The following is a 23,253-nucleotide window of genomic DNA, read 5'->3' as shown; positions in this document are numbered from 1 at the left end:
TGTCCAAAGACGAAGGCGGCCGTCACACTCCGTTCTTCAAAGGCTACCGTCCTCAGTTCTACTTCCGTACTACTGACGTGACCGGTACCATCGAACTGCCGGAAGGCGTTGAGATGGTAATGCCTGGTGACAACATCAAGATGGATGTGAACCTGATCGCACCCATCGCGATGGAAGAAGGCCTGCGCTTCGCGATTCGTGAAGGTGGCCGTACCGTTGGTGCTGGCGTTGTAGCCAAAATCATCGAGTAATAGCGCTTACAATCGCGTCACAAAGCCCCTATAATAGGGGCTTTGTTGTATTAGGGGCGTAGTTCCAATTGGTAGAACGGCGGTCTCCAAAACCGACGGCTGGGGGTTCGAGTCCCTCCGCCCCTGCCACTTACCTCGCCGTCGGCGGGGTTTTTGCGTCTGTAACAGACTCGGAATATTAGACAGGTAGCTTATGAGTGCAAATACCGAGAGCCAGGGTGGGGCAAAAGATACCCTGCTATGGGGTCTGGTTTTCATTATTCTTATCGCAGCCGTAGTCGGCAATTATTACTACAGTGATCAGGCCGTATACATTCGTGCTGCCGGCGTGGTAGTGGCTGCCGGTATTGCCGGTTTGTTGGCATACCAGACCAAAAAGGGCCAGAGCAGCTTTGCCTTTGCCCGTGAGTCGCGTCTGGAAATGCGCAAGGTGGTCTGGCCCACCCGTCAGGAGAGCATTCAGACCACGCTTATTGTACTGGCCGTGACCGCCCTGGTTGGCCTGTTTCTGTTTTTGCTGGATGGCCTGCTGGTTTGGCTGGTCAACCTGGTTACCGGAGTATAAGGATTCACCATGTCAGAACAAAGAATGCGTTGGTATGTGGTCCAGGCGTTTTCCGGATATGAAGGCCGCGTAGCCAAGTCGCTGCGTGAACATATCAAAATGCACGGCATGGAAGATCAGTTCGGTGAGGTCCTGGTACCCACCGAAGAAGTGGTGGAAATGCGCGCCGGCCAAAAGCGCAAGAGTGAGCGCAAATTTTTCCCCGGCTATGTGCTGGTACAGATGCAGATGAATGACGGCACCTGGCACCTGGTGCGTAGCATTCCCCGCGTTATGGGCTTTATCGGCGGTACTCCCGAGCGTCCGGCACCGATTTCCGACAAGGAAGCCGATGCTATCCTGAACCGTCTGCAGGACGCCGTGGACAAGCCGAAACCGAAGACCCTGTTCGAGCCGGGCGAAGTGGTTCGCGTATCCGATGGCCCCTTTGCCGACTTCAACGGCGTGGTGGAAGAAGTGGATTACGAAAAAAGCCGCCTGAAGGTGTCCGTGCTGATCTTCGGTCGTTCTACACCGGTAGATCTGGAGTTCGGCCAGGTAGAAAAAACCTGAGCATAATTCGAGCGAAGCTCTTGAGAAGGGCGGCAAATTGCACTACAATTTGCCGCCCTTCTATTGTTGGGGAGCCGTTAGAGGAGTACTGCTCCGAGGCGTTAACACCCATTTTTGAGGTAATTATCAATGGCTAAAAAAGTACAAGCGTACATCAAGCTGCAGGTTGCAGCTGGTGCAGCTAACCCGAGCCCGCCCGTAGGTCCTGCCCTGGGTCAGCACGGCGTTAACATCATGGAATTCTGTAAGGCGTTCAACGCCCGTACAGACAGCCTGGAAAAAGGCTCTCCGATTCCTGTTGTTATCACCGTATACAGCGATCGCTCCTTCACCTTCGAAACCAAGACTCCGCCCGCAGCCTTCCTGCTGAAAAAAGCGGCCGGCGTTAAGTCTGGTTCCGGCGAGCCTAACAAGACCAAAGTTGGTACTGTTACCCGCGCCCAGCTGGAAGAAATTGCCGGCATCAAAGCTCCGGACATGACCGGTGCTGACGTTGACGCCCGCGTGCGTTGCCTCGAAGGTTCTGCCCGTTCCATGGGCCTGGTAGTGGAGAGCTGAGACAATGGCTAAACTGACCAAGCGTATGCGTACCATCCGTGAGCGTGTAGATGCCACTCGCGAGTACGAAATCAACGAAGCCATCGCTCTGCTGAAAGAACTGGCCACTGCCAAGTTCGTTGAAAGCATCGACGTAGCCGTTAACCTGGGCATCGACGCTCGTAAATCCGACCAGAACGTTCGTGGCGCCACTGTGCTGCCGCACGGCACCGGTCGTGACGTACGCGTTGCCGTGTTCACTCAGGGTGCCAACGCCGAAGCCGCCAAGGCTGCCGGTGCTGACCTGGTGGGTATGGAAGACCTGGCCGAGCAAGTTAAAGCCGGCGAGCTGAACTTCGACGTAGTTATCGCCTCTCCCGACGCCATGCGCGTTGTGGGTATGCTGGGCCAGATCCTGGGCCCCCGTGGTCTGATGCCGAACCCTAAGGTTGGCACCGTGACCCCGAACGTTGCCGAAGCCGTGCAGAATGCCAAGGCTGGTCAGGTGCGCTACCGTAACGACAAGAACGGTATCATCCACACCACCATCGGCAAAGCCGACTTTGACGCTGACAAGCTGAAAGGTAACCTGGAAGCCCTGCTGGTCGCTCTGAAGCGCGCCAAGCCTGCGTCTTCCAAAGGCCAGTACATCAAGAAAGTTAGCCTGTCCACTACCATGGGTGCGGGTCTGGCTGTTGATCAGTCCGGTCTTGACGCTTAATTAAGCGTTTACAAGGCGCGGGGTTTTTCGTAGAATCTTGCGCCTTGTTATTTGGTTGGGGGCTTCGACTCCCGTCCAAGACCGCTGGAGCCGCAAGGCTTAATTTTCCAGCGTAGATGGTGCCGGGACCCAGTTAGAAAGCAGAAAATTTTTCCTTTCTTCTGGAATTCGCCACCTTGGTGCCTCTGATACAGAGGCGTGTGTTTAATCTGGGAATTTCCCAGGTGGAATCCAGGAGTTTAGCCAATGGCATTAAGACTCGACGACAAAAAAGCAATTGTTGCTGAAGTCAACGAAGCTGCCAAGGGCGCCCTGTCTGCAGTTGTTGCCGATTCTCGCGGCGTAACTGTGGCTGCCATGACCACCCTGCGCAAGCAAGCCCGTGAAAACGGTATCTACCTGAAGGTAGTCCGTAACACTCTGGCTCGCCTGGCAGTGGAAGAGACCAACTATGAATGTCTGAAAGACGTATTCGTTGGTCCTACCCTGATCGCGTTTTCCAATGAACACCCGGGCGCTGCCGCTCGTCTGTTCAAGGACTTTGCCAAAGAGCAGAGCGCGTTTGAGGTGAAAGGTCTGGCTTTCGAGGGCGAATTTATCCCCGCGGCCGACATTGACCGCCTCGCCAAGCTGCCGACTTACGACGAAGCAATTGCGAAGCTGATGGCGACCATGAAAGAAGCCTCCGCTGGCAAGCTGGTTCGTACCTTTGCTGCCCTGCGCGACAAGAAAGAAGCCGAAGCCGCCTAAGGCGTGTTTGGCTGCTTGATTACCGTATACTTCAGAACATTAGGAATTTGAGTCATGTCTATCACTAAAGACCAAATCATCGAAGCCGTTGCAGAAATGTCTGTAATGCAGGTTGTTGAACTGATCGAAGCCATGGAAGAGAAGTTCGGCGTTTCTGCCGCTGCTGCTGTTGCTGTAGCTGGTGACGCCGGTGCTGCTGCTGCCGAAGAGCAGACCGAGTTCGACGTAATCCTGACCGGTGCCGGTGCCAACAAGGTTGCCGTTATCAAAGCCGTTCGTGGCGCTACCGGCCTGGGCCTGAAAGAAGCCAAGGGTCTGGTTGAATCTGCCCCGGCTGCTATCAAAGAAGCTCTGAGCAAAGGCGAAGCCGAAGCTCTGAAGAAAGAACTCGAAGAAGCTGGTGCTTCTGTTGAGCTCAAATAAGCTAGACTATAGCTTAGCGGCCTGAGAAATCGGGCTAGGGCTGGTGAATCTTTATTCACCGGCCCTTTTGCGCTGTGGGATGAGAGGAATTTTCACGTCGTTTTAGTCTCTCGTTGTTCCAGCCACCGAGTGTTGTCGAGACATTCGGCCAACAAGAAACGATGTTATCAGAGCTGTCCCATTTGGGCAGAGTGGGTCACTTATCAGCGAGCTGAGGAACCCTATGGTTTACTCTTATACAGAGAAAAAACGCATTCGTAAGGACTTCGGTAAGCGTGACCAGGTCTTGGACACGCCTTACCTGCTGTCAATCCAGCTTGACTCCTTCAAACAGTTTATTGAAGCAGATCCTCAGGGCGAGTACGGTCTGGAAGCGGCTTTCCGCAGCGTTTTCCCTATCACTAGCTATTCTGGCACTGCCGAGCTGCAGTATGTCAGCTATCGTCTGGGTGAGCCCGTATTTGACGTTCAGGAATGTCAAATCCGTGGCGTGACCTACTCGGCGCCGCTGCGCGTCAAGTTGCGTATGGTCCTGTACGACAGAGAAGCCGCCGCCGGCACTGTCAAGGACATCAAAGAGCAAGAAGTCTACATGGGCGAAATCCCGCTCATGACTGAGAACGGTACCTTTGTGATCAACGGTACCGAGCGGGTAATTGTTTCCCAGCTGCACCGCAGCCCGGGTGTGTTTTTCGATCACGATCGCGGCAAGACCCACTCCTCCGGTAAGGTCCTGTATAACGCACGCGTGATCCCTTACCGTGGTTCCTGGCTCGATTTCGAATTCGATCCCAAAGACAACCTGTTTGTCCGGATCGACCGTCGCCGCAAATTGCCAGCGTCCATTATTCTGCGTGCCCTTGACTTCACTACCGAAGACATTCTGTCCACCTTCTTTGAAACTACCCGTTTCGAAGTGGTTGACGGCAAGCTGATGATGGAACTCAAGCCCGAGCGTCTGCGGGGCGATACCGCTTCTTTTGACATTCTGGTTGACGGTGAAGTACTGGTGGAAACCGGTCGTCGTATTACCGCACGCCATATTCGTCAGCTGGAAAAGGCCGGTGTTGAGCAGCTTGAAGTACCGGTGGAATACGCCGTCGGTAAAGTTGCCGCCAAGGACTACATCAACGCCGATACCGGCGAAATTATTGTTGCCGCCAACAGCGAGCTGAGCCTGGAAAGCCTGGCCAACCTGTCTGTGACCGGTATCAAGCAGTTCGAGACCCTGTTCACCAACGAACTGGATCACGGCGCTTATATGTCCGAGACCCTGCGCATTGATTCTGCTACCAACCGCCTTGAGGCGCTGGTGGAAATCTATCGTATGATGCGTCCGGGCGAGCCGCCCACCCGTGAAGCGGCTGAAACCCTGTTTGAAAACCTGTTCTTTACCGATGACCGGTACGACCTGTCTACCGTAGGTCGGATGAAGTTCAACCGTCGTCTGTTGCGCGAAGAGCTGAATGGTCCGGGTACCCTGACCAAGTCTGACATTGTCGACGTGATGAAGCAGCTGATCGCCATCCGTAACGGTGTGGACGAAGTGGACGATATCGACCACCTGGGTAACCGTCGTATCCGTTCCGTGGGCGAAATGGCTGAAAACCAGTTCCGTGTGGGCCTGGTTCGTGTCGAGCGTGCGGTGAAGGAACGTCTGTCTCTGGGTGATCTGGATACCCTGATGCCGCAGGATCTGATCAATGCCAAGCCGATCAGCGCCGCGGTAAAGGAATTCTTCGGTTCCAGCCAGCTGTCCCAGTTCATGGACCAGAACAACCCGCTGTCTGAGGTAACTCACAAGCGCCGTATTTCGGCCCTGGGCCCGGGCGGTCTGACCCGTGAACGTGCCGGCTTTGAGGTGCGAGACGTACACCCGACTCACTACGGTCGTCTGTGTCCCATCGAGACTCCTGAAGGTCCGAACATCGGTCTGATCAACTCGCTGGCCTGTTACTCCCGCACCAACGAATATGGTTTCCTCGAAACTCCGTACCGTCGTGTGGTAGATGGTCAGATTACCGATGAAGTGGATTACCTGTCTGCCATCGAGGAAGGTCACTTCGTGATCGCCCAGGCCAATGCTGCCATCGATGAAGAAGGTCGTCTGCTCGACGAGCTGGTACCGTCCCGTCACAAGGGCGAAGCCACCTACATGAACGCCGACCAGGTGCAGTACATGGACGTGAGCCCGCAGCAGATCGTTTCTGTGGCTGCCTCATTGATCCCGTTCCTGGAACACGATGACGCCAACCGGGCACTGATGGGCTCGAACATGCAACGTCAGGCCGTGCCGACTCTGAAGGCGGACAAGCCGCTGGTAGGTACCGGTATCGAGCGTGCCGTAGCGGTGGACTCCGGTGTTACCGCCGTGGCCAAGCGTGGTGGTGTGGTTGACTACGTCGATGCTTCCCGCATCGTGGTTAAGGTCAATGAGGAAGAGATGCTGCCCGGCGAAGCCGGTATCGACATCTACAACCTGACCAAATACACCCGTTCCAACCAGAACACCTGTATCAACCAGCGTCCCTGTGTGATGCCCGGTGAGCGCGTGATCAGCGGTGACGTACTGGCCGACGGCCCGTCTACCGATCTGGGTGAACTGGCGCTGGGTCAGAACCTGCGTGTGGCCTTTATGCCGTGGAACGGCTACAACTTCGAAGACTCCATCCTGCTCAGCGAGCGGGTGGTGATGGAAGATCGCCTGACCACCATTCACATTCAGGAACTGTCCTGTATCTCCCGTGACACCAAGCTGGGTCCGGAAGAGATCACCGCGGATATTCCCAACGTGGGTGAAGCCGCACTGTCCAAGCTGGATGAGTCCGGTATCGTCTACGTGGGTGCCGAAGTGAAACCCGGCGACATTCTGGTGGGCAAGGTAACACCGAAAGGTGAAACCCAGCTGACGCCGGAAGAGAAGCTGCTGCGCGCCATCTTCGGTGAGAAGGCGTCTGACGTGAAGGACTCTTCCCTGCGGGTGCCGAACTCCGTGTACGGTACCGTTATCGACGTTCAGGTATTTACCCGTGACGGCGTCGAGAAGGACAAGCGTGCCCAGGACATCGAGCACATGCAGCTCAAGCAGGCCAAAAAAGACCTGACTGAAGAGTTCAGTATTCTCGAAGAGGGTATCTTCGCCCGTGCCCGCTCTGTGCTCACCGCTGCTGGTATGAGCGCCGACAAGGTCGCCAAGCTGACCCGCGACAAGCTGCTGGAGCAGGCGCTGGACGACGAAGCCAAGCAGGTTGAGCTGGAGCAGATCGCCGAGCAGTACATCGAGCTGAAAGCCGACTTCGACAAGAAGTTTGAGAACAAGCGTCGCAAGATCACCCAGGGTGATGATCTGGCACCTGGCGTGCTGAAGATCGTCAAGGTTTACCTGGCTGTGAAGCGTCGCATCCAGCCTGGTGACAAGATGGCGGGTCGTCACGGTAACAAGGGTGTGGTATCCACCATTGTTCCGGTGGAAGACATGCCTCACGACGAGCAAGGTCGTCCGGTCGACATCGTGCTTAACCCGCTGGGTGTACCCTCGCGGATGAACATCGGTCAGATTCTTGAAACCCACCTGGGCCTGGCGGCCAAGGGTATCGGTGAGAAGATTGATCGCATGATCAAGGAGCAGCAGGAGCTGGCCCGTCTGCGCGAATTTATCCAGGAAGTCTACAATCTGGGTGAAGGCGTACGGCAAAAAGTGGATCTGTCCACCTTCTCCGATGACGAAGTCCGCGTACTGGCCAACAACCTGCGCAAGGGTATGCCGATCGCCACGCCGGCGTTTGACGGTGCCCGTGAGCACGAAATCAAGCGTCTGCTGACCCTGGCGGATCTGCCGGAATCCGGTCAGATTACCCTGTTCGACGGCCGTACCGGTAACGCCTTTGAGCGTCCGGTGACCGTGGGTTACATGTACATGCTGAAGCTGAACCACCTGGTGGACGACAAGATGCATGCGCGTTCTACCGGTTCCTACAGTCTGGTTACCCAGCAGCCGCTGGGCGGTAAAGCCCAGTTCGGTGGTCAGCGTTTCGGGGAGATGGAAGTATGGGCACTGGAAGCATACGGTGCCGCCTACACCCTGCAGGAAATGCTGACCGTCAAGTCGGACGATGTGAACGGCCGGACCAAGATGTACAAGAACATCGTGGACGGTGATCACCGCATGGAGCCGGGCATGCCCGAGTCCTTCAACGTATTGCTGAAGGAAATCCGCTCCCTGGGTATCAACATCGAGCTGGAAGAAAATTAAGGCACCAGACTGCCTCGGAAATAACGGCACCCCTTTCCTTCAGGGGAAGGGGTGCCCAGGTAGAACTCCTCACAGGAGACTAACGTGAAAGACTTGCTTAAGTTTTTGAAAGCGCAGAGTAAGACTGAAGAGTTTGACGGTATCAAAATCGGTCTGGCTTCGCCCGACATGATCCGCTCTTGGTCCTTTGGCGAAGTCAAAAAGCCCGAGACCATCAACTACCGTACCTTCAAGCCGGAGCGTGACGGCCTTTTCTGCGCCCGGATCTTTGGTCCGGTCAAGGACTATGAGTGTTTGTGCGGCAAGTACAAGCGCCTCAAGCACCGCGGCGTGATCTGTGAAAAGTGCGGCGTTGAAGTTACCCAGACCAAGGTGCGCCGTGAGCGCATGGGGCACATCGAGCTGGCCAGCCCGGTCGCCCACATCTGGTTCCTGAAGTCCCTGCCGAGCCGTATCGGCCTGCTGCTGGACATGACCCTGCGTGATATCGAGCGGGTGCTGTACTTCGAATCCTACGTGGTGATCGAGCCGGGCATGACCAGCCTGGAGCGTGGTCAGATGCTGTCTGAAGAACAGTACCTGGACTCGCTGGAGGAGTGGGGTGACGAATTCGACGCCAAAATGGGTGCCGAAGCCGTACTGTCACTGCTGAAAGACATTGAGCTGGAAAATGAGATCAATGTCATGCGCGAAGAGCTGGATTCGACCAACTCTGAAACCAAGCGCAAGAAGATCACCAAGCGTCTGAAGCTGATGGAAGCCTTCCACTTCTCCGGCAACAAGCCTGAGTGGATGGTGATGACCGTACTGCCGGTACTGCCGCCGGATCTGCGTCCGCTGGTACCGCTGGATGGTGGCCGCTTCGCGACCTCCGATCTGAACGATCTGTACCGCCGGGTGATCAACCGGAACAACCGTCTGAAGCGTCTGCTGGATCTGGCCGCGCCCGACATCATCGTGCGCAACGAAAAGCGGATGCTGCAGGAATCTGTTGACGCCCTGCTGGATAACGGCCGTCGTGGCCGCGCTATCACCGGCTCCAACAAGCGCCCGCTGAAGTCCCTGGCCGACATGATCAAGGGTAAACAGGGTCGTTTCCGTCAGAACCTGCTGGGTAAACGGGTCGACTACTCCGGTCGTTCCGTTATCACCGTGGGCCCGACCCTGCGTCTGCATCAGTGCGGTCTGCCCAAGAAGATGGCACTGGAGCTGTTCAAGCCCTTCATCTACGGCAAGCTGGAATCCCGTGGCCTGGCTACCACCATCAAGGCAGCCAAGAAGATGGTGGAACGTGAAGAAGCCATCGTATGGGATATCCTGGACGAAGTGATCCGCGAGCACCCGGTACTGCTGAACCGTGCGCCTACCCTGCACCGTCTGGGTATTCAGGCGTTCGAACCGGTACTGATTGAAGGTAAAGCGATTCAGCTGCATCCCCTGGTGTGTGCGGCCTATAACGCCGACTTCGATGGTGACCAGATGGCGGTCCACGTACCGCTGACCCTGGAAGCCCAGCTCGAAGCGCGTGCGCTGATGATGTCCACCAACAACATCCTGTCTCCCGCCAACGGCGAGCCGATCATCGTACCGTCTCAGGACGTGGTACTGGGTCTGTATTACATGACCCGTGATCGTATCAATGCCAAGGGTGAAGGCATGCTGCTGACCAGCGCCAAGGAAGCCGAAAAGGTTTACCGTGCCGGTCACGCCGAGCTGCACGCCCGGATCAAGGTTCGTATCACCGACTTTGAGAAGCAGGAAGACGGTACCCTGGTGGAAAAAACCGCCATTCGCGATACCACCATCGGTCGTGCCATCCTGAGCCTGATCGTGCCCAAGGGTATGCCCTTTGAGATGATCAACCATGCCATGGGCAAGAAGCAGATCTCTCGTCTGCTGAATGGTTGTTATCGTCTGCTGGGTCTGAAAGATTCCGTTATCTTTGCTGACCAGCTGATGTACACCGGTTTCCACTATGCCACCCTGTCTGGTGTGTCTGTAGGCATCAACGACATGGTGATTCCGGATGCCAAGAAAGACATCATCGAGGAAGCCGAAGCCGAAGTAACCGAGATCCAGGACCAGTTCCAGTCCGGTCTGGTAACTGCGGGCGAACGTTATAACAAGGTTATCGATATCTGGGCCAGCGCCAACGAGCGGGTGTCCAAGGCGATGATGGAAAACCTGTCGAAGGACACTGTGCTTAATCGCGACGGCGAAGAAGAGCAGCAGGACTCCTTTAACAGCATCTACATGATGGCCGACTCCGGCGCCCGGGGTAGTGCTGCTCAGATCCGTCAGCTCGCCGGTATGCGTGGTCTGATGGCCAAGCCGGATGGCTCCATCATCGAAACGCCGATCATTGCGAACTTCCGTGAAGGTCTGAACGTACTGCAGTACTTCATCTCGACTCACGGTGCCCGTAAAGGTCTGGCCGATACCGCACTGAAGACCGCGAACTCCGGTTACCTGACCCGTCGTCTGGTTGACGTGGCTCAGGACCTGGTGATCACCACTGACGACTGTGGCACCCACGAAGGTCTGTGGATGATGCCGCTGATCGAAGGCGGTGACGTGGTAGAGCCCCTGCGTGAGCGGGTGCTGGGTCGGGTAGTTGCCGAGGACGTGATCAAGCCGGCCAGCGATGGCGAAGTGCTGGTGCCTCGTAACACCCTGCTCGACGAAAAACTGTGTGACCTGCTGGAAGACAGCTCCGTTGACCGCGTGAAAGTACGCTCTGTTATCACCTGTGATAACGACCACGGCGTTTGTGCTCACTGTTACGGTCGTGATCTGGCCCGTGGCCACCTGGTTAACCAGGGTGAAGCGGTCGGTGTTATCGCCGCTCAGTCCATCGGTGAGCCGGGTACTCAGCTCACCATGCGTACCTTCCACATTGGTGGTGCGGCATCGCGGGCAGCGGCCGAGAGCAGCATTCAGGTCAAGCACAGCGGTACCGTTAAGCTGCAGAATGCTCAGACCATTACCAACGCCGACGGCAAGACCGTTATCGTGTCCCGTTCTTCCGAACTGACCATTATCGATGAGATGGGTCAGACCCGGGAAAACCACAAGGTGCCTTACGGTGCCCTGCTGGAACAGGCCGACGGTGGTCAGGTGCAGGCCGGCCAGATTGTTGCCAACTGGGATCCGCACACGCATCCGATCATCACTGAAGTGGCGGGCCGGGTTAAGTTCATCGACATGATCGATGGTGTGACCATCAGCCGTCAGACCGACGAACTGACCGGTCTGTCCAGCATCGTGGTGATGGACGTGAACGAGCGTCCGAGCTCCGGTAAAGAGCTGCGTCCGACCGTGAAACTGGTCGACGACGCCGGTAAGGATGTGTTCATCCCCGATACCGACCTGTCTGCTCTGTACTTCTTGCCTGGCCGCGCCATCGTGAGCCTGGAAGACGGTGCGCAGGTAAACGTGGGTGATGCAGTAGCGCGTATTCCGCAGGAATCCGGCGGTACCAAGGACATCACCGGTGGTCTGCCGCGGGTTGCCGATCTGTTCGAAGCGCGTCAGCCGAAAGAGCCGGCCATTCTGGCCGAGGTCTCCGGTACCATTTCCTTCGGTAAAGAGACCAAAGGCAAACGCCGTCTGGTCATTACCCCGCTGGAAGGTGGCGATGCCTACGAAGAGATGATTCCGAAGTGGCGTCACCTCAACGTGTTTGAAGGTGAGAAGGTCGAGAAGGGTGAGGTTCTGGCTGATGGTCCCGAGTCTCCGCACGACATTCTGCGTCTGCGCGGCATCAGCCCGGTGGCGAACTATATCGTCAACGAGGTGCAGGAGGTTTACCGACTGCAGGGCGTTAAGATAAACGACAAGCACATTGAAACCATTGTGCGTCAGATGCTGCGTCGTGCCGAAATCATGGATTCTGGTGACTCCGACTTTATCACCGGCGAACAGGCCGAAGTGGTGCGTATCCGTCAGGCCAACCGTGCGCTGGAAGCCGACGGCAAACGTACCATCGGTTATCGTCATGTGCTGATGGGTATCACCAAAGCCTCTCTGAGCACCGAATCCTTCATCTCGGCGGCGTCTTTCCAGGAAACCACCCGAGTGCTGACCGAAGCGGCTGTGGCCGGCAAGGTCGACGACTTGCGCGGTCTGAAGGAGAACGTGATCGTGGGCCGTCTGGTACCGGCCGGTACCGGTTTTGCCTACCATCAGGGCCGTCATGCCCGTCGTCAGCCGGAGCAACCGGTTCAGATTTCTGCCGACGAAGCAGAGCAGAACCTGGCCGACCTGCTGAACGCCGCCGGCAGCGCCGACGAATAAGCAGTAACCAACTCGCTGATAAGACAAGGGCTTCCGTAAGGAAGCCCTTTTTTATTGCGCCAAGGTTATTCATATATTCTTTTAATGAATAAAAAATCACCCTTTATTCTTTATTGTTAATGCTTACCCTGGCTTAAGCTATATCCACTCTGGAAAAGTGGAAGCCAATGTCATGCTTTTAAAAGAACTCGCGGCGGCCGCCAGCCCGCTGAATGAACAACAGGTGCACAAGCTCACCCAGGTGGCGGCCGAGCTGAATGCCACCCAGCTGGCCTGGGTCAGCGGCTATTTTTACGGCATCAGCCAGCACGGTCAGTCCATTGCGGCTGCTCCTGTCGCCGCCGCGCAACCTGCAGGCAAGCTGACCATTCTCTATGCATCGCAAACCGGCAATGCCAAGGGTTTGGCCGGGGCGCTCAAGGCCCAGGCCGAGGCCACTGGTGTGGCCGCCGAGTTGTTTAATGTTGCCGATTACAAGATCAAGCAACTCAAGAAAGAAACCCACGTGCTGATCGTGGCCAGTACCAATGGCGAAGGAGAAGCTCCCGATGATGCCATTGAGTTCCACAAGCAGCTGAAGGCCGGCAAGGCCGGCAAACTGGACGGGCTGAGCTATGGGATTATTGGTCTGGGCGACTCTTCTTACGAATTCTTCTGTCAGACCGGAAAGGACTTTGATGAGTACCTGAGCAAGGCCGGTGCCAAGCCGCTGCTGGCTCGCCTCGACTGTGACGTAGACTATGAAGGTCCGGCCACCGAGTGGAGCAATTCGGCGCTGGAACTGTTGAAAGACGCCCTGCAGGGTGAAGCAGCCAACCAGGCGGTTCCCGGTGTGCCCGCCACTCAGGGCGTGGCCAGCCTGTACAGCAAGAAGAATCCTTTCGTGGCCGAGCTGTCGACCAAGCAGAAGGTAACCGGCCGGGATTCTGGTAAGGACATCCGTCATGTCGAGATTTCTCTGGAAGAATCCGGTCTGACCTACCAGCCGGGCGATGCCCTGGGCGTGTGGTTCAGCAACGACGAGGCCCTGGTGGACGCCTTGCTTCAGCTGGTGGAATTGTCCGGAGATACCGAGGTGAAGATAGACGACAAGGCGCTGCCTCTGCGTGAGGCCCTGATCAACCACTACGAGCTGACCCAGGGCTATGCCAGCTTTGTACAGGCCTATGCCGAACTGTCCGGCTCCGACGCCCTGAAGGCGCTGCTGGACGACAAAGCTGCCCTGCGCGAATACTGTGCCGGGCATCAGATCCGGGACATCGTGTCCGAGCAACCGGTTGCCCTGACCGCCGAGCAGTTGCAGGGGGCCTTGCGCCGCCTGACCCCGCGTCTCTATTCCATTGCTTCTTCCCAGGCGGAAGTGGATGAAGAAGTTCACCTGACCGTGGGCGTGGTGCGTTTTGACCACGATGGCGAAGACCGTGCTGGTGGTGCTTCCTCCTTCTTGGCCGATCGGCTGGAAGAGGGCGGCAAGGTGCGCGTGTTCGTTGAGCACAATGATAACTTCCGCCTGCCGGCGGACGACAATACCCCGGTGATCATGGTGGGGCCGGGCACCGGTATCGCGCCGTTCCGTGCCTTTATGCAGGAACGTGACGCCCGTGATGCCGAGGGTCAGAACTGGCTGTTCTTCGGTAACCCGTACTTTACTCAGGACTTCCTGTATCAGCTCGAGTGGCAGCGTTACGTCAAGTCCGGCCTGCTGAATAAAATCTCCCTGGCATTCAGCCGGGATCAGGCCGAAAAGGTCTACGTGCAGCACAAACTGCAGGAAGAAGGTGCCGAGGTGTACCGCTGGCTGGAGCAGGGTGCCCACTTCTATGTGTGCGGCGACGCCAACAAAATGGCCAAAGACGTGCACGAAGCCCTGATCGGGCTGGTGGCCGAGCACGGTGGCAAGAGCCGTGAACAGGCTGAAGAATATGTCGATGCGCTGCGCAGCGCCAAGCGTTACCAAAGGGATGTTTATTAAGATGAGCGAGCAAAAACTGTCTGACAACGAACGCCTCAAGCGCGAGAGTAACTTTCTGCGCGGCACCATTACGGAAGATCTGCAGGATCCGCTCACCGGTGGTTTTAACGGCGACAACTTTATGCTCATCCGCTTTCACGGCATGTATCAGCAGGATGATCGTGACATTCGCAACGAGCGTACCGCTCAGAAACTGGAGCCGCTGCACAATGTCATGCTGCGTGCCCGCCTGCCGGGGGGCATTATCAAGCCTGAGCAGTGGCTGGTGATCGACAAGTTTGCCGCCGACCATACCATGTATGGCAGCATTCGCCTGACCACCCGTCAGACCTTCCAGTTTCACGGCGTGCTCAAGCGTGACATCAAACTGATGCACCAGACCCTGAACAAGACGGGTATCGATTCCATTGCCACCGCTGGCGACGTGAACCGTAACGTGCTGTGCACCAGCAATCCGGTAGAATCCGAGTTGCACCAGGAAGCCTACGAGTGGGCCAAGAAAATTTCCGAGCATCTGCTGCCCAAGACCCGTGCCTATGCGGAGATCTGGCTGGACGGTGAGCGGCTGGAAACCACCGATGAAGAGCCGATTCTGGGCTCCACCTATTTGCCGCGCAAGTTCAAGACCACGGTGGTGATCCCGCCGCACAACGACATTGATGTGCATGCCAATGATCTGAACTTTGTGGCCATTGCCGACAACGGCAAGCTGGTGGGCTTTAACGTGCTGGTGGGGGGGGGGCTGGCCATGACCCACGGCGATACCAATACCTATCCGCGCAAGGCCAGCGACTTCGGTTTCATTCCGCTGTCTCACACCCTGGAAGTGGCTGCGGCCGTGGTGACCACGCAGCGTGACTGGGGCAACCGGGTTGAGCGCAAGAACGCCAAAACCAAGTACACCCTGGAGCGGGTAGGTGTGGATGCGTTCAAAGCCGAAGTGGAAAAGCGTGCCGGTATTGCCTTTGAGCCGGTACGGCCTTATGAATTCACCAGCCGTGGCGATCGCTTTGGCTGGGTGGAAGGTATCGACGGCAAGCATCACCTGACCCTGTTCATCGAGAACGGTCGTATTCTGGATTATCCGGGCAAGCCGCTGAAAACCGGTATGGCCGAGATCGCCAGAGTGCACCAGGGGGACTTCCGCCTGACTGCCAACCAGAACCTGATCATCGCCGGTGTGCCCTCCGAGCAGAAGGCCGCCATCGAAGCCCTGGCCCGTCAACATGGCCTGCTGGATGATAGTGTGTCCGAACAGCGTCAGAACTCCATGGCCTGTGTGGCTCTGCCCACCTGTCCGCTGGCGATGGCTGAAGCCGAGCGCTTCCTGCCTGAGTTCGTGACCGACATCGAAGGCGTACTGGAAAAACACGGCGTGAACGATGACAGTATCATCTTCCGTGTTACCGGCTGCCCCAACGGTTGTGGCCGTGCCATGCTGGCGGAGATCGGTCTGGTGGGCAAGGCTCCCGGCCGTTATAACCTGCATCTTGGGGGCAATCGTGAAGGCACGCGCATTCCGCGTATGTATAAGGAAAACATCACCGATCGTCAGATCCTGGAAGAGATCGATACGCTGGTGGCGCGTTGGGCTGCCGAACGAGAGTCCGGTGAAGGTTTTGGTGACTTCGTGATCCGTGCCGGTATTATTGCGCCGGTGGTTGACTCTGCGAGGGATTTCTATGCTGTCTAGTCTGTTACCCGCACTGGACGAGCTGAATGGCTTGTCCCGGGCGGAGCAGGCTGACGCCCTGGCACCGCTCAATCATGAGCTGGCGGCACTGAGCGCACCCGAACGGGTGCGCTGGGCCCTGGAGTTTCTGCCGGGAGCGCCGGTGCTTTCCTCCAGCTTCGGCATTCAGGCAGCCGTGATGCTGCACCTGATCACTCAGGCCAAGGCCGATATTCCGGTGATCCTCACCGATACTGGCCACTTGTTTCCGGAGACCTACCGCTTTATTGATGAGCTGACCGAGCGGCTGAAGCTTAACCTGAAAGTATACCGGGCGGCGGAATCTGCTGCCTGGCAGGAGGCCCGCTACGGCAAGCTTTGGGAGCAAGGGGTGGAAGGCATCAGTCGTTACAACCATCTTAACAAGGTGGAGCCGATGCAACGTGCCCTGGCCGAGCTGAACGCCGCCACCTGGTTCTCCGGCTTACGCCGCAGTCAGTCTGATACCCGGGAGAGACTTGAGATACTGGGTATTCAGAACGGCTTGTTCAAGTTCCTGCCGATCATCGACTGGAGCAACAAGGATGTGCACTATTACCTGAAGGATCACAATCTGCCTTATCACCCGCTGTGGGAACAAGGTTATGTGTCGGTGGGAGATGTGCACACTACGACCAGGTGGGAGCCGGGCATGAGCGAAGCGGACACCCGTTTCAACGGCCTCAAGCGCGAGTGCGGTCTGCACGAAATCCCCGAGTCCGACGGCAGCGGTATTTAACCCAATATCAGGGCCGGCATTTGCCGGCTTTTTTGGTTACCCAGGCTGGTCATTTGTTTTCGTTATGGCTTCCTTTCATCGCCATAGGCTGGCGGTTGTCATCTCCGCGCAGGCGGAGATCCATCAGGCGGAACACCATAACGTTGTGCATGATCGGTCGGTTTTCCTCCTAACCATACATCCCCTTCCTTTAATGCATTAAAAGAATAAAAAATTATTTTTTATTATTATACTGGTATATGTCCCGGGGTTTATAGTCATGCTGTCTATCGTTATTTACGGAGCCGGCCATGGAACACCTGCCTCTTTTTATCAGCATTGAACAACGTCCCTGCCTGATCGTGGGTGGCGGTGCCGTGGCGGCCCGCAAGGCCCGCTTGCTGTTATCCCGGGGAGCACGGTTGACCGTGGTAGCACCTGAGCTCTGCCCCGAGCTGGAACAGCAGTTGCCCGAATTTGAATGGCTGCAGGCACGTTTTGAAGCAGCGCATTTGAATAAGCATTTTCTGGTAGTGGCGGCCACCGGCAGTAAAGAAGTGAATGCGCAGGTGTATCTGCTGGCCAATCAACGCGGCATTCTGGTCAACAAGGCTGATGACAGCAAGCGTTCGGCGGTGATCTTTCCGTCTGTCGTTGAGCGTTTTCCGCTGCAGCTGGCGCTCAGTACCGGTGGCAAGGCGCCCTGGCTGGCCCGTCTGCTGCGTGCCCGGCTCGATGCCCTGCTGCCGTCCCATTGGGGAGCGCTGGCGGAAGTGGCCGGCCGTTTACGGGAGCGGGTAAAGAATAGTTTTGGCAGTTGCGACGAGCGTCGCCGGTTCTGGGCCCGGGCACAGGATGACAGCACCCTTAATGCCTATTTGCAGCACGGCAATCTGGCCGCCGCCGAGAAGTGGCTGCAACAGGAAGTGCAGCAACCTTCTACAGGGGAAGTGATCCTGGTGGGTGCCGGCCCCGGAGATCCGGATCTGCTGACGGTGAAGGCGTTGAACGAGCTGCAGAAGGCCGATGTGGTGCTGTACGATCAACTGGTCTCCGACGAGATCCTGGCATTGATCCGGCCCGAAGCGGAGCGGATCTCCGTGGGCAAGAAGGCGGGCAATCACAGTGTGCCTCAGGATCAGATCAATCAGCTGCTGGTGGATCATGCCCTGCAGGGTAAACGGGTGGTGAGGCTTAAGGGCGGGGATCCCTTTATGTTTGGCCGGGGTGCAGAAGAGCTGCAAACCCTGGTAGAAGCGGGGATTCGCTATCAGGTGGTTCCGGGTATCACCGCCGCCGCCGGTGCCACTGCCTATGCGGGTATTCCGCTGACGCACCGGGATCATGCCCAGAGCGCGGTGTTCATTACCGGTCATTGCAAAAAGGATGGTGAAGAGCCGGATTGGGCCAGCCTGGCCAGTGGCCGCCAGACCCTGGTGATTTACATGGGACTGATGCGTTCGGCACACATTCAGCAGCGCCTGATAGCGCATGGTCTGAATGCTGCGACGCCGGTGGCACTGATAGAGCGGGGCACTACTGCGCAACAAAAGGTGGTGCGTGGCACGCTGGACGAATTGAGCCTGCTGGCAGTCCGGGTGGAAAGCCCGGCGCTAATGGTGATTGGCTCGGTGGCCAGTCTGGCTGACAGCCTGGCCTGGTTCAAGGCGGGTACCAACGAACAGGAGATACTGATTGAGCGTGCCGGTTAAGCGCCGTTTTCAGTCTGTTCCAGCTGGCCCAGAGGTGCCAGCAATTCCAGTACATCGGTTATGTATTCCTTTGGTGCCGCTTCCGTCATCAGAGCGGCGAGTTCGTTGCCAATGCCGCTAAAACGGTAATACAACAGCCGTATGCCCCGCCGGCGCGGGCTGAGTTGCAGCCGGCGCTCTCCCAGTATCAGGGTCAGCGGATTCGCCGTATTCAGCTCACCGGATTCCAGTTCGGTCTGGTGCAGCAACCCCAGTTCAAATAACTGCATGAGCCCAGCATAAGGCAGGCGATATTTCCCCGGGCTCAGTTTTTGCTGGCGCAGCCCTTGCCAGAGCCCTTTTTGCCGGTAGCCCAAAAACAGCCGCAGGTTGTCGTCACCAAAATGGCAGCTTAATGCGCTGGCTTTTTGCAGCAGCAGGGCATCTTTCTGGGTCATGCGTCTCAGGCAGGTTAATGCCTGTACTGAACAGCGGCCGGGCTGGGCAATTTCCCGTGACAGTATGCTGGCCCAGAACTGTTGCATCGCTGCATGGCGAATATTCTCTGCCAGGGTCAGAAAGTGACTCAGCCAGTCTGGATCCGGCTCGCCTCCCACGTCACTGCCGCATAACTCATGAGCCTGGCGAATAATGGTTTCCAGGTTTTTCTGGCGAGCCGCTTCGTCCAGCTGCTGGCGCATCCGGTAGCGTTCGCCAAAGCTTGCGGTAGCATCTCCATGTAACAGACCTGCCAGGCCACGCTGTTCGGCGAGCTCGCGCAGCAGATGTTTACTGTTTTTGATCCTGGGATCCTGAATGGGAGGTTTGGCGGTCATGCTCGTCGATTCGGCTTGTTAATTATGTTTTCATCATGTTAAAATTTGGCTGCAATTGCAAAAGGAGCACCGGATGAAAAAAGACAAGTCCAGGATGACTTGGTTGCTTCTGTTCATTGGCTATGTCTCAAGCCTCGGGATCCTGGCCATCATGATATAGGGCAACCGGTTAAGCTGTATACAGCATAAGGTTTGTTAAAAGCCTTGTCCTTAAATTTAAACCGGCTGACCGCCACACCAATAAAAAAGAGCACCGAAGTGCTCTTTTTTTTGTGCGTAGCATCAAAGTTTAGCAGGCTTTATTGTGACGCTCTGCAGAAGCCAGAATTTCGGCTTCGGCGGCGGCCTTGTCTTCCCAGCCGTCTACTTTTACCCACTTGCCTGCTTCCAGCTCTTTATAACGCTCGAAGAAGTGCTTGATCTGTGCCTTGAGCAGCTCGGGCACGTCATTGATGTCCTGAATATGATCGTATTCTTTGGTCAGCTTGCTGTGAGGGACGGCGATGACCTTGGCATCTTCACCGGACTCGTCGGTCATTTTCAGTACGCCAACCGGGCGGCAGCGGATCACGGCACCAGGTACCAGCGGGTGCGGAGTGGGTACCAGCACGTCAACCGGGTCGCCGTCCAGAGACAGGGTCTGGTTTACGTAACCGTAGTTGCAGGGGTAGAACATGGGGGTGGCCATGAAACGGTCTACAAAGACGGCACCGGTGTCCTTGTCTACTTCGTACTTGATGGGATCGGCATTCTGAGGAATTTCGATAACCACATAGATATCTTCAGGCAGGCTCTTACCGGCCGGTACCAGGTTCAGGCTCATGACGTTTCCTTGTATATAGTCAGTTGCGGATTTGTGAATCGAGTGTACCACCGCGGTCGCTTTGCATCTGTTATACAAATGGGTAACGGCGATGTCAGGACCGCATTATAACCGGGCTGTCGCGTGAATCACCAGAGCAGTGCCCAAAGAGCCGGCACATTGCTAGAATGGCCTCATTTCCAACGCCGAAGGCAGTCTCATGCATATTCATATTCTCGGTATTTGCGGCACCTTTATGGGCGGGCTGGCAGTGCTGGCCCGCCAGCTCGGTTACAAGGTCACCGGCAGTGACGCCAATGTCTATCCGCCCATGAGCACCCAGCTGGAGCAGCAAGGGATTGAACTGATCGAAGGCTATGATCCGGCACAGCTGGATCCGGTGCCTGATCTGGTGGTGATCGGCAATGCCATGAGCCGGGGCAATCCCTGTGTGGAAGCGGTGCTCAACCGGCGCATTCCTTATACCTCCGGGCCGCAGTGGCTGCTGGAGCATGTGTTGCAGGACCGCTGGGTTCTGGCGGTAGCCGGTACCCACGGCAAAACCACCACTTCTGGTATGCTGACCCATATTCTGGAAGATTGTGGCCTGGAGCCGGGCTTTCTGATTGGTGGTGTACCCGGTAATTTCGACGTCTCTGCCCGCTTGGGTAAAGCGCCTTTCTTCGTGATTGAGGCGGACGAATATGACAGTGCCTTTTTCGACAAGCGTTCCAAGTTCGTGCACTACCGTCCCAGCACCCTGATCCTCAATAATCTTGAGTTTGATCATGCAGACATTTTCCCCGATCTGGCCGCCATCCAGCGACAGTTCCATCACCTGTTGCGCATGGTGCCCGGCCATGGCCGGATCCTGATGCCCACTCATACGCCGGCACTGGAAACGGTAAAAGCCATGGGCTGCTGGAGCGAGCTGGAATACGTGGGCGCAGACGGCCTCTGGCGGGCCGAGCTGCTGGCTGCCGATGGCAGCCGGTTTGCGGTCTGGCTCGACAATGAGCGGGCAGGAGAAGTGAACTGGTCCTGTATGGGACTGCATAATGTGAGCAACGGCCTGATGGCACTGGCCGCTGCCCGCCATGCCGGGGTGCCGGTGGCCGAGGCCATCAGTGCCCTGAGCGGCTTTATTTCGCCCAAGCGGCGGATGGAGCAAAAGGGAGAGATCGCCGGTATCCGGGTGTGGGATGATTTTGCCCATCATCCTACCGCTATCGCCACCACCCTGTCCGGCCTGAAGGCCCGCTGCAAAGGAGGCAGAGTGCTGGCTGTGCTGGAGCCGCGCTCCAATACCATGAAAATGGGCATACATCAGCAAGAACTGGCGGCGTCACTGCAGCAGGCCGATGTGACCTGTCTGTTTCGGCCGGCCGGTCTGGAATGGGATCTGCACGCGGTCGCGGCGGCCTGCCCGCAGGGGGAAGTGTTTGACGACATGACGGCACTGATCACTGCCCTGGTGAATGAGGCCGGGGCCGGTGACGAGATTCTGATCATGAGCAACGGCGGCTTTGACGGTATTCACGACAAGTTGCTGGCGGCACTGGAGGCAGCCCATGACTGAGTACGGACGTCATCAGCAAATTACCCTGGCGCTGAGCGGCGCTTCAGGTGCTCCTTATGCTCTGGCACTGCTGCAGTGTCTGGTGAAAGCCGGCATGCAGGTACATTTGCTGGTCTCCAGCGCGGCCCGGGTGGTGCTGGCCACCGAGCAGGGCGAACAGTGGCCGGGCAAACCGGACCAGCTGGCTGCTTACCTGTGTGAGCGTTATGGTGCCGGGCCCGGCCAGATCCGGGTTTATGGCAAGGAAGAATGGTTCTCGCCGGTGGCCTCGGGATCGGGGGCGCCCCGGCGCATGGTGATCTGCCCTTGCTCCATGGGAACGGTGGCATCCATTGCCAGCGGTGCTTCCGATAATCTGATCGAGCGTGCCGCCGATGTGGTGATCAAGGAAAAGGGTCAGTTGATCCTGGTGCCCCGGGAGTCGCCGCTGTCAGAGATCCACCTGGAAAACCTGCTTAAACTGGCACGTCTGGGGGTGACCATTATGCCAGCTGCACCGGGTTTTTATCATCAGCCCAAAACGATCGAGGATCTGGTGGACTTTATGGTGGCGCGGATCCTGGATCACTTGGGGCTGGATCAGGATCTGGTGGCCCGCTGGGGCTACAGCCAGAAAATATAATCGGAAGCCTGAAGCGAACGCCATGCAAAGCAGCAGTGCGGTTGCGCTACGCTGACACGCTCCGATGAATGCCACTCATTAAGAAAGCCTGCTGCGAACATACTTAATGTTCGTGCAGGCATTTTTACTTCGTCACGGCGAGCAAGCTCTCCCCATGGACGGTCGGCTCCGGCAATCACTGCTGCTTCGGGTAATATCGACGTTGCCTGTAAGCAGTCAATCGGCTCCGTGTGTACTAAGCAGAGCGCTTTGCCCGACGGGGTGGTACGGCCAGACCAGCACTTGTTAATACAGGCTTGGAAAAGTCTGCATTTGTGCACCGGGGCGGTAATTCCGCTAAAATACCGCTTTAATCACAGCCGGGTATGATTAACCCGAACGGAGTAGTAATAATGAAACACCGAGTGGATGTGCTGATCGGCACCGATGAGGTCAATGCCAGAACTCAGGCCCTGGGCGAGCAGATTAACAACCACTATCAGGGCGTCGATGAAGTGGTCATGGTGGGCCTGCTGCGGGGATCCTGTATTTTTATGGCCGATCTGTGTCGTCAGCTCACGGTGCCGGTGCGGCTTGATTTCATGACCGCCTCCAGCTACGGCAACAGCATGGACAGCAACCGGGATGTGCGTATTCTCAAGGACCTGGACGACGAGATCCACGGTAAGCATGTACTGATTGTGGAAGACATCATCGACACCGGCTACACCCTGAGCAAGGTGAAGGAAATACTGTCTCTGCGCAACCCGGCTTCACTCACCATCTGTACCCTGCTCGACAAGCCCGAGCGGCGCGAAGTGCAGGTGCCGGTAGACTGGGTGGGCTTTACCATTCCTGACGAATTCGTGGTAGGTTACGGTATCGACTATGCCCAGTTGTATCGCAATCTGCCCTATATCGGCAAGGTGGTGCCGCTGGAGTAACGACCTCTCCTTTATTTCGAAGATATTCACTTTCTCATATGCCTGGTCCTTG

The 23,253-nt window shown here is 56.8% G+C and carries 18 protein-coding genes and 1 tRNA gene; 17 read left to right on the top strand and 2 right to left on the bottom strand.

Annotation, left to right across the window (positions count from 1 at the left end; genetic code table 11):
- The 14 genes from B6S09_RS16755 to cysG all read left to right on the top strand — a co-directional run.
- A partial coding sequence (locus B6S09_RS16755; protein WP_500688935.1) for an EF-Tu C-terminal domain-related protein occupies positions 1-251 on the top strand: 251 nt, incomplete at its 5' end.
- A 52-nt stretch (positions 252-303) separates the two neighbouring features.
- Positions 304-380, top strand: a tRNA-Trp gene (locus B6S09_RS16750).
- Between the two features lie 64 nt (positions 381-444).
- Complete coding sequence (gene secE, locus B6S09_RS16745) at positions 445-816, top strand: preprotein translocase subunit SecE (RefSeq protein WP_094279638.1); 372 nt, start codon at positions 445-447, stop codon at positions 814-816.
- A 9-nt stretch (positions 817-825) separates the two neighbouring features.
- Positions 826-1,368 (top strand): transcription termination/antitermination protein NusG, encoded by a 543-nt coding sequence (nusG, locus tag B6S09_RS16740; RefSeq protein ID WP_094202073.1) that lies wholly within the window; start codon positions 826-828, stop codon positions 1,366-1,368.
- Between the two features lie 129 nt (positions 1,369-1,497).
- Positions 1,498-1,926 carry a 50S ribosomal protein L11 gene (rplK, locus tag B6S09_RS16735; protein ID WP_094279637.1) on the top strand — a complete coding sequence of 143 codons (429 nt, stop codon included), beginning with the start codon at positions 1,498-1,500 and terminating at the stop codon, positions 1,924-1,926.
- A gap of 4 nt (positions 1,927-1,930) precedes the next feature.
- Entirely contained in the window at positions 1,931-2,626 is a 696-nt protein-coding gene (gene rplA / locus B6S09_RS16730) for a 50S ribosomal protein L1 (RefSeq protein WP_094279636.1), read from the top strand.
- Positions 2,627-2,872: 246 nt separating this feature from the next.
- A complete protein-coding gene (gene rplJ / locus B6S09_RS16725) occupies positions 2,873-3,376 on the top strand; it encodes a 50S ribosomal protein L10 (protein WP_094279635.1) in 504 nt (167 codons plus the stop codon).
- A 54-nt stretch (positions 3,377-3,430) separates the two neighbouring features.
- Positions 3,431-3,799: a 50S ribosomal protein L7/L12 gene (gene rplL / locus B6S09_RS16720; protein ID WP_019934468.1), complete on the top strand. Its 369-nt coding sequence runs from the start codon at positions 3,431-3,433 to the stop codon at positions 3,797-3,799.
- 223 nt (positions 3,800-4,022) lie between these two features.
- Positions 4,023-8,051, top strand: coding sequence for a DNA-directed RNA polymerase subunit beta (gene rpoB / locus B6S09_RS16715; RefSeq protein WP_094279634.1), 4,029 nt, complete (start codon positions 4,023-4,025; stop codon positions 8,049-8,051).
- A gap of 84 nt (positions 8,052-8,135) precedes the next feature.
- Complete coding sequence (gene rpoC, locus B6S09_RS16710) at positions 8,136-12,347, top strand: DNA-directed RNA polymerase subunit beta' (RefSeq protein ID WP_094279633.1); 4,212 nt, start codon at positions 8,136-8,138, stop codon at positions 12,345-12,347.
- A gap of 172 nt (positions 12,348-12,519) precedes the next feature.
- Positions 12,520-14,319, top strand: coding sequence for an assimilatory sulfite reductase (NADPH) flavoprotein subunit (locus B6S09_RS16705; RefSeq protein ID WP_094279643.1), 1,800 nt, complete (start codon positions 12,520-12,522; stop codon positions 14,317-14,319).
- Entirely contained in the window at positions 14,309-16,012 is a 1,704-nt protein-coding gene (gene cysI / locus B6S09_RS16700; protein WP_094279632.1) for an assimilatory sulfite reductase (NADPH) hemoprotein subunit, read from the top strand. Before B6S09_RS16705 ends, cysI begins: the two co-directional genes overlap by 11 nt.
- Positions 16,002-16,769 (top strand): phosphoadenylyl-sulfate reductase, encoded by a 768-nt coding sequence (locus B6S09_RS16695; protein WP_094279631.1) that lies wholly within the window; start codon positions 16,002-16,004, stop codon positions 16,767-16,769. Before cysI ends, B6S09_RS16695 begins: the two co-directional genes overlap by 11 nt.
- A gap of 290 nt (positions 16,770-17,059) precedes the next feature.
- Complete coding sequence (cysG, locus tag B6S09_RS16690) at positions 17,060-18,460, top strand: siroheme synthase CysG (RefSeq protein WP_094279630.1); 1,401 nt, start codon at positions 17,060-17,062, stop codon at positions 18,458-18,460.
- On the opposite strand, the gene B6S09_RS16685 is transcribed toward cysG, so the two are convergent.
- Both B6S09_RS16685 and ppa read right to left on the bottom strand, forming a co-directional pair.
- Positions 18,457-19,275, bottom strand: a complete 819-nt coding sequence (locus tag B6S09_RS16685) for a TIGR03899 family protein (protein WP_094279629.1) — start codon at positions 19,273-19,275, stop codon at positions 18,457-18,459. The genes cysG and B6S09_RS16685 overlap by 4 nt on opposite strands.
- Before the next feature lie 289 nt (positions 19,276-19,564).
- Positions 19,565-20,098, bottom strand: a complete 534-nt coding sequence (ppa, locus tag B6S09_RS16680; RefSeq protein WP_094279628.1) for an inorganic diphosphatase — start codon at positions 20,096-20,098, stop codon at positions 19,565-19,567.
- Between the two features lie 199 nt (positions 20,099-20,297).
- On the opposite strand from ppa, the gene mpl reads away from it, so the two are divergent.
- From mpl to hpt, 3 genes are all read left to right on the top strand, one after another.
- The gene (gene mpl, locus B6S09_RS16675) at positions 20,298-21,656 is read left to right on the top strand and encodes a UDP-N-acetylmuramate:L-alanyl-gamma-D-glutamyl-meso-diaminopimelate ligase (protein WP_094279627.1); all 1,359 of its coding nucleotides are present in this window, start codon (positions 20,298-20,300) and stop codon (positions 21,654-21,656) included.
- Positions 21,649-22,278, top strand: coding sequence for a flavin prenyltransferase UbiX (locus B6S09_RS16670; protein WP_094279626.1), 630 nt, complete (start codon positions 21,649-21,651; stop codon positions 22,276-22,278). Before mpl ends, B6S09_RS16670 begins: the two co-directional genes overlap by 8 nt.
- A 392-nt stretch (positions 22,279-22,670) precedes the next feature.
- Positions 22,671-23,201 (top strand): hypoxanthine phosphoribosyltransferase, encoded by a 531-nt coding sequence (gene hpt / locus B6S09_RS16665; RefSeq protein WP_094279625.1) that lies wholly within the window; start codon positions 22,671-22,673, stop codon positions 23,199-23,201.
- The last annotated feature ends 52 nt before the right edge of the window (positions 23,202-23,253 follow it).

Source organism: Oceanimonas baumannii, from assembly GCF_002245495.1.
In the GTDB taxonomy this organism is placed as follows: Bacteria; Pseudomonadota; Gammaproteobacteria; order Enterobacterales; family Aeromonadaceae; genus Oceanimonas; species Oceanimonas baumannii.
The sequence above is the reverse complement of the archived record's forward strand: the minus strand, read 5'-3'. Positions and strand labels throughout refer to the sequence as shown.